The organism is Halobacillus sp. (genome assembly GCF_049282395.1).
Taxonomy (GTDB): domain Bacteria; phylum Bacillota; class Bacilli; order Bacillales; family Halobacillaceae; genus Halobacillus.
In genome coordinates, this window is sequence record NZ_JBAPTY010000087.1 from 1 (window position 1) to 7,538 (window position 7,538).

At 42.7% G+C, this 7,538-nt stretch carries 10 protein-coding genes; 3 read left to right on the forward strand and 7 right to left on the reverse strand.

Going from position 1 to position 7,538, the window contains the following annotated elements; genetic code table 11:
• A partial coding sequence (locus WAM07_RS04340; RefSeq protein ID WP_422165080.1) for a hypothetical protein occupies positions 1 to 190 on the forward strand: 190 nt, incomplete at its 5' end.
• Between the two features lie 107 nt (positions 191 to 297).
• On the opposite strand, the gene WAM07_RS04345 is transcribed toward WAM07_RS04340, so the two are convergent.
• From WAM07_RS04345 to WAM07_RS04360, 4 genes are all read right to left on the reverse strand, one after another.
• Entirely contained in the window at positions 298 to 465 is a 168-nt protein-coding gene (locus tag WAM07_RS04345) for a hypothetical protein (RefSeq protein ID WP_422165082.1), read from the reverse strand.
• A 138-nt stretch (positions 466 to 603) separates the two neighbouring features.
• Complete coding sequence (locus tag WAM07_RS04350; RefSeq protein WP_422165084.1) at positions 604 to 1,470, reverse strand: alpha/beta hydrolase family protein; 867 nt, start codon at positions 1,468 to 1,470, stop codon at positions 604 to 606.
• Between the two features lie 207 nt (positions 1,471 to 1,677).
• Positions 1,678 to 1,893 carry a hypothetical protein gene (locus tag WAM07_RS04355; RefSeq protein WP_422165086.1) on the reverse strand — a complete coding sequence of 72 codons (216 nt, stop codon included), beginning with the start codon at positions 1,891 to 1,893 and terminating at the stop codon, positions 1,678 to 1,680.
• 162 nt (positions 1,894 to 2,055) lie between these two features.
• Entirely contained in the window at positions 2,056 to 2,274 is a 219-nt protein-coding gene (locus WAM07_RS04360) for a hypothetical protein (protein WP_422165088.1), read from the reverse strand.
• Between the two features lie 357 nt (positions 2,275 to 2,631).
• On the opposite strand from WAM07_RS04360, the gene WAM07_RS04365 reads away from it, so the two are divergent.
• Entirely contained in the window at positions 2,632 to 2,901 is a 270-nt protein-coding gene (locus WAM07_RS04365) for a DUF3243 family protein (protein WP_422165090.1), read from the forward strand.
• A gap of 213 nt (positions 2,902 to 3,114) precedes the next feature.
• On the forward strand, positions 3,115 to 3,984 hold the full coding sequence (locus WAM07_RS04370) for a DMT family transporter (protein ID WP_422165092.1): 870 nt from the start codon (positions 3,115 to 3,117) through the stop codon (positions 3,982 to 3,984).
• 101 nt (positions 3,985 to 4,085) lie between these two features.
• On the opposite strand, the gene WAM07_RS04375 is transcribed toward WAM07_RS04370, so the two are convergent.
• The 3 genes from WAM07_RS04375 to codB all read right to left on the reverse strand — a co-directional run bounded on the left by WAM07_RS04375 (position 4,086) and on the right by codB (position 7,238).
• Positions 4,086 to 4,622 carry a hypothetical protein gene (locus tag WAM07_RS04375; RefSeq protein ID WP_422165094.1) on the reverse strand — a complete coding sequence of 179 codons (537 nt, stop codon included), beginning with the start codon at positions 4,620 to 4,622 and terminating at the stop codon, positions 4,086 to 4,088.
• A 118-nt stretch (positions 4,623 to 4,740) separates the two neighbouring features.
• Entirely contained in the window at positions 4,741 to 5,985 is a 1,245-nt protein-coding gene (gene codA / locus WAM07_RS04380) for a cytosine deaminase (RefSeq protein WP_422165096.1), read from the reverse strand.
• Positions 5,982 to 7,238, reverse strand: coding sequence for a cytosine permease (gene codB, locus WAM07_RS04385; RefSeq protein ID WP_422165098.1), 1,257 nt, complete (start codon positions 7,236 to 7,238; stop codon positions 5,982 to 5,984). The genes codA and codB overlap by 4 nt, the downstream gene beginning before the upstream one ends.
• Positions 7,239 to 7,538: the final 300 nt, after the last annotated feature.

Sequence of the window (7,538 nt, forward strand, 5' to 3'; positions counted from 1 at the left end):
GTATATAGCTGGTACTATCATCATGTCTATCGCTCTCACCGCCGGCCTTGTTATCGGTTTTTTCTACCCTGCCTGGAAGGAGCAGAAAGGACAGCCTATGTCAGAAAATCAGATTCTTGGAATTCGAAGTTTGGGAATAGGGGTTCCACTTGCCGCTTTTGTAATTCTCCAGTTAGTAATGAGAATATAGCCTGACATTAGTTCGGCCCCGGTATGGAGTTTATTGAGAGCCATTCTGACTCCCTATTCTTCTTTATGTTTGAAACGTTCAGTTTGTCTTTTTTTAACAGCATTCACCTAAACAATTTCTTTTGTTCCCTTTTCATAGCGATAAAAACAATCCACCTTTAGTTCGTCTTGAAACGTCATGATGGCGGTGTAGAGAACCTCTTTCTCTCCCATGTTAACGATATACATATCGGCAATATCCGCTTCGCTATCGTATCCTTGTTGGGATAAGTGCATCCTGGTATTCTCCCTAAGTCCGGCTTTTTCCTGACTGGCTATGCCCCCGCTTACTTCAATAAACGTCCGTACGAAACCAGCGTACCCATCAGAATTAGATACTGTTTTCGAATGATCACCCTCTCTATTTCATACGTTTCACTCCTTAATATGCTGCTGGAACCACTGGTCCGTTTTATCGGTGTACTCCTTCACATAGCTGCTCAGACCATGCTGTCCGTCCTCATATTCCACATATTCATAATTGGCATTTTCTTGCGAGAGCTTGCTGCTTAATTCTCTTGCCTGTCCGACGGGCACTCTCCAATCATCTTCTCCATGCATGATCAGAAGAGGGACATCAAGCTGATCCGGCCAGTACACAGCGGAACGTTTTTCAAAAGCATCCCTATTTTCCTCTGGATCCCCAACGAGTTCGTCTAACATTCCCCGCACGACAACTCTTTCCTCATAAAAGTTAAATAGATCCGTAATCCCTCCTACGACGGCAGCCGCTTTAATATCTACTCCTTCTTTTATAGCGAGATATGTCATCATTCCTCCTCTGGATGCTCCAAGCATAACCTTATTCTCTACATCAACATTTGGGAGTTCTTCAGCTGCCTGAACAAGATTCAGGACATCATTCACATCCGCTCCTCCAAACTCTTCCTTGCCTTCCCCGCCATCATTTCCACGGTATTGGGAAGCTAGCACTACATACCCTTTCTTCGCCCATAAAGATAAGTATGTAGAAAGTATCTTCTCATCCATCTTTCCATACTCCTGATTCCCGCCCCGGTTAAAGATTAATAGAGGAAGTTCTTTTTCTATCTCTTTGGGTCTGACCATAAACCCTGTGACTTCAAGTCCATCACTTAAATAGGTAATCCTGTAGGTTTCTGTAGCTTCAGAAAGCTTAGTGTCTGGAACCTCAATCTTTTCCTTACTTAAAATGATATCATCGCTGTCTGCTTCACACCCGACAAGCAGTAAGATAATTACGATAAACAGCAGCTTCTTCAATTTACTCCCCCTCTTTTAAATGAATCCTTCTTATAGATACGAAACCATGCAAAAAAACGTTTCAACTAATAAGGACTTTCTTTTAACCATTTATTCAATAAATATTTATCGTTTTTCAATAAGTTGAAAGTAAACTCCCCGATTTTCGGAAATCTTTTTTATAGTTATGTCTTACCTAACCCTCAGCATAAAACCACCGAACTTATATTAACGAATAAGCTCATAAATATCTGATGATAGGTTTTCCAAATTATGATCTTTCACTTTAGAAAAATGAACCCAAAATTTCACTTCTACAGAATAGCTTTCCGTCAGGTCTTTTGTAAGCTGAATCATTTTGGCGTTTTCCCCCATCACTTTTACACCTATCACCTCTGGATCATCTGTTTCCACTAACGTTAAGACAGGAGTCTGGGTCATCATTAATCATATATGGAGCGCTCCCCAACTCTCCACCCATTTCCCATTCAATTGAATCAGGTGTGTATTTGAGAACGGCAAAAGTTTAATCCTTTGGCTGCCGTGTGTGTAAACACGTAAATATAATCAATCTTTAATGTCATAATCTACAATTTTCATCTGCTTTCATAAAGTAATTTTCCTTCCATAAAATCCACAATCTGCTGTTCCAATGGTCCATTCATTTGAATTCGCAGCAGGATTTTCAGCATGTCCTTCCGTTTCAATATTCTCATCTGCTTCATCATAATTACCATTTGAAGTAGCAACAGGATTTTCTTTACTTAATTTATTTTTAATCGAATAACCTAAAACATATAGAAATGCAATAGCTAGGTAATCCAAACTTTTTCAAAACAGGAACCCCCCAATTATTTCTTATATTATTCTTTTACAAAAAACAGGTATAAAGTGCTGTTTTTTGACACTTATTTGAAAAAGACTTTCAACTAACCATGATTTGATACAAAAAAAAGAAAATCGGGACTTCAAAATCTGTTTAAAATGCTTTATTTTCTAAAGCTAATATTTCCCCCTGTCCAGCCCGTCTAATAAATAAATTCAAGCCCCAAATCAAAGGTCGAGCACATCCCAACCACCCCTGAACTTTTATACAATTTATCCCAGGTAATGATATTGTAAAATAATAAAAAGGAAGATTTTACAATAGAAGAAACAGATCCGAAACATGCAGCGGCACAGATGAGTGAAGACAAAAAAGATGACATTATGAAGAGCTTCGAATCGTTCAAGGATTATTTAGGAGATCAGGTTAAAAAAGGGGAGAAACTGGGCCCTGGTTCAGAAGGTTTTTCTAAAGGAACTAAACGTGTCGTGGATTACCTTGCGAAGCATGAAGAACCCCGCAACCACAAAGAGAAAGCCCTCAATGAACTATGGGGCATAGCCAACAAAGAAGGGCGTGAACACATGTCTCACGTACTTGTTAAGCTTGCTGCTCAAACCAACTAACAGAGTAAGAATAAAGCCTGCATCCTTTCAAAGGAAGTCGGCTTTTTCGTGGGTAAAAAGAAGGGGTCTTTTCTAATAATAAACCTATATTTTAGTCTTTATTTTATGACTCATAAAAAAAATTGTAGTATAACGTTTAGATGGTCGCTTCTTATGGAATACACATGAGACATCGATTATAATTTAACAACATTTGTAAATAGGAGGGTGTACATGAGATACGGTGGAATGATTTTAGTTATGATAGCCGCAATCCTTTGGGGTATAACCGGGGGAATCGCTGATATATTAATGAATAAAGGCTGGAGCCCTTCCGTTATTTCGTTTTATCGTGGAGCCGTAGGGCTTGTATGTGTTTTGGTCTGGTTTCTTCTTCGTGCAAAACAGAATTTCCCAACTTCTTCTAGGGTGTATTTATGGTCGCTTCTCGCGGGCCTTGGTGTAGCAGGTAATTTCACTTTATATTTCCTGAGTATTGAAGCGTCCAGTATCGCGATTGCAGCTACATTAATGTACACCGCACCAGTATTTGTACTTTTAGTTTCGTTTCTTCTAAAAATAGAACGTTCGAGCTGGTTAAAATGGGGATGCATTACTGGCGTACTTGTCGGGATTATCTTGCTTACAGGCGCCTATAACACTGGGTCTACTTCTGTTACCCTGCTAGGTGCTGGTGCAGGACTTGGCGCCGGTATATCGTACGCCGTGTTTATTTTCGGTTTTAAAAATGCTTCTAACTTCGGCAAGCCGCAGACTGTACTAACCATCGCATTCTTAGCTTTTAGTGCCCTGCTCTTACTATTCATAGACCGTCAAGAAGCTCTTTCCGTCCTCACTTCCGGAGATATAGGATGGTTTATCCTGCTCGGTCTCGTCGGGGCAGGCGTATCCTTTGTTCTTTATGTGGTCGGCGTCAGGTGGACAGCTCCTTCGACGGCTTCGATGATCGCCATGATCGAGCCGGTGACAGCTTCCCTGTTCGGTGTAATGGTTCTTGGGGACAGCCTCTCGTTTGTTCAGCTTATTGGCATGGTTCTTATTCTGGCTACCATTACATTCTTAAGTGTGAATAAGACTGACTAAAGACGTTCAGCCATATAAAAGTACAGGTCCGGCATAATGCCGGACCTGTAACGAAAAATCAACTTCAATTACCACAGCTAAACTTACAAGAGTATGATTAGTTAAAAAGAAAGGACTTGTTTATGCGTTGGGTTTCTTGATACCTGGTACGATTCATTTGGATGAAGACGGTTAAACTTCGGAGCCTTCTCATTGTTATGCGACAAAGTGAAGGTTTCTTCTTTATTATTCCAGGTTACGACGACCTCAAATTCATCTTCTTTTACAGCATATTCTTTTGAGATATTGCTATTTTGTCTCCAGGCATTGTATTCCTGAAGCCGGATGCTGCTCCCTCTTTCAGGGGATACACCTTCAATGGAAACTTGAACGGAGGTGGAGTTTCCTCGTGTCTGCTTATTGTCTTTTTCTCCATCGCTCCCTTTATAAGTCAGGTTAGATACTTGAGTTATTTTAAACGTATGATCCCCGTCATTCTGTACCTGTTTGACCACCAATGTAGCCCCCCAACTTTCACTCTCTCCGTAAAACACCATAGGAGAATTTATATCTACATTCTCTACTTCATTATGGGAACACGCCGTTAGCACAAATAGTGAAAAAGAAGTCATGAGTATGAATAAAAACTTGCCTTTCATAGTTCCCCTCCTACATTTATTTTCCTTAAAACTTTTGAAATTGCATTAGGCCCCTTCACATGAAAACAGATCTGCCGTTTCATGTGAAGGAGCCTTTTTTAAAAAGAGTTATACTTTGTTATTTTTCATTGAAATAAAGATACGTTTCACCTGGTTTCGTTTCCGATAAGATCCTTCCATGACGGATAGAGTACCGGACAACCGCCTGCTTTCTAACCGCTTCGTATTCATCCTCAGCGTCGAGGATGATAAGATTGGCCGGACGCCCAGTCTCTAGACCGTATTCTTCCTTCAGATTCAAGATGCGGGCACTGTTTTCGGTGATAAAATCCACGCCCTGTTTAATTTGGTCGTATCCCATCAAGTGAGACAGGTGAAGTCCCATATGAAGAACCTGAAGCATATTTCCCGTTCCAAGCGGATACCATGGATCGAAAATGTCATCATGGCCGAATCCGAGGTTAATGCCAGCTTCATTCAATTCTTTCACGCGTGTTAATCCTCTGCGCTTCGGATATGTGTCAAAGCGACCCTGTAGATGGATGTTGACAAGAGGGTTCGCAATGATATGAATTCCCGACATTTTTAGAAGGCGGAACAACTTGGACGTATAAGCATCATTATAGGAACCCATGGCAGTGGTGTGACTTGCGGTCACTTTGTCTCCCATACCTCTTTCTAACGCTTCCGTTGCGACCACTTCTACAAATCTCGACTGTTCATCGTCGATTTCATCACAGTGCACATCGACAAATCGATCGTATTTCTCAGCAAGGTCAAAAGCAATCTTCAATGATTCCACGCCATACTCACGCGTGAATTCAAAGTGAGGGATAGCACCCACTGCGTCTGCACCGAGTCTTAAAGCTTCTTCCAGCAGCTCCTGCCCATTGGGATAGGACAGGATCCCCTCCTGAGGAAAAGCTACAAGCTGCAGATCGACGTCATTTTTCACTTCTTCCCTCACCTGAATGAGCGCTTTTAATGCGGTCAACTCTGGATCGGTAACATCGACATGGGTGCGGACATGCTGGATGCCATTTGAAATCTGCATAGAGAGAGCCTGCTTCGCTCTTTCTTTCACATCAGCTTCAGTGAGTTTGTCTTTTCGCTCAGACCAGCGCTGAATCCCTTCAAACAATGTTCCGCTTTTGTTCCACTCCGGGTCTCCAGCGGTTAACGTTGTATCCAGATGAATATGAGGTTCGACAAAGGGAGGAATAACAAGGGAGCCGCCCGCATCGATCGTGGTTGAATCGTGCTCGCGGATGACTTCTTGCGTAATATCCTGGATGACTCCTTGCTCAATCCTTATCGTCCATAACCCTTCTTTATCACGTAGTTTCGCGTTTTGAATTATCATGCAACTTCTCCTTCTTCGATCTTATTTTGGGCTGGCTGCTCGGCAAACTTAGAGGTAAGCGTGTAAATAAGAACAGAAGCAATCACGGCATTCACAGGAGCGATGCCCGGTACCCATTGAGCAGCCGCGACACCTGCCGCCCAGGCGATGATCCCAGTCCATCTTACTTTTTTGAAACTCTGCTGTTCAAAAGCAGCTGTTCGTTCACGTCTATTTAGATAATAATCGATTAAAATAATTGCTCCGATTGGCGGGATCGCAGAACCAAGCATGGTGAGCCAGCCGACGAAATTGTTATACAGCCACATCGCCGTCAGGGTTCCAAGGACACCGTTGAAAATGACCACTTTGTTTTTACTAATTTTCGTGATGCTTGAGAATCCTAGTCCAGACGCATAGAGTGCATTATCGTTCGTTGTCCAGATGTTTAACCCCAGAACAAGAATGGCCGGAATGATCAGTCCCTGCGTAAACATCACTTCCGATATGTCCGCATTCCCAGTCGCCATCGCTCCAATGGCACCGAATAAAAACATAAGTGAATTTCCAACGAAGAAAGCGATAACCGTACTTGTGACCGCGGATTTCTTCGTTTTTGAAAAACGTGTAAAATCAGGTGTAAGCGTGCCTGCGCTGATAAAGGAACCAATGCAGATGGTCAGCGCCGCTGCAAGTCCGAGTGATTCAGAAGGATTATGCTGTAGCAGCTGTTCGAAACCACCCATACTTTCAGTCGCTTTAAAAACAGAAAAGCTCCCTAAAATTGTGATCATCGGAACAGCGATGAAGCTAAGCAGCATCAGGGCTTTCATCCCAAAAAACGCAGTCGCCGTCATCAATATTCCGGACCCGGCGATCAGCCAGACCATATCGATACCGGTTACTTTCTGCACCGGCAAAGCGAACATGACCACTCCTACACCGAACCAGCCGACCTGCGTTCCGCCAAGCAGCAGGGAAGCAAGGTAAGAACCTTTTTCCCCAAAAGCATAGCGGCTTAGCAAGTGAGTGGACAAACCGGTTTTCGCAGATACATAAGCAAGTCCGCCCGTGTACGCCCCGAGAATAAGGTTCCCAGCTAAGACCACCGCCATGAATTGAACGAAAGTTAATCCTGCACCAAGCGTACCTCCTGACCACATGCTGGCAGAGAAGAAAGTAAGGCCCATCATCACCATCAGCATCTTCCAAAATCCTTGTCGTTCAGACTGAGGCACAGCCGTTAATGCAAAATCACCATGTGTCGTTTTCATATTCCATTCCTCCAGTATCTTTTAGTAAGACACCGGTACCGGGAGCGAAAAAGATCGCAGACAAAAAGGCTTCCTGCCGTTTTTGTCCGACAAGAAGCCTTAAGATTCTGCATGAAAAAGGCACGGAACTCTTGTAATGAGCGCGCACGTTTTCCACCGATCTTTTTTTAAACGCTGTCCTTGTCAGCCTCACGGGACTGAATTAAAGGTACCAGTATGTTGTTGATGGTAGTATGACAAACATACGGAATACTTGTCAAATGCCGATTTAAAAAACACCCAAAATATCCCACCTCAGGT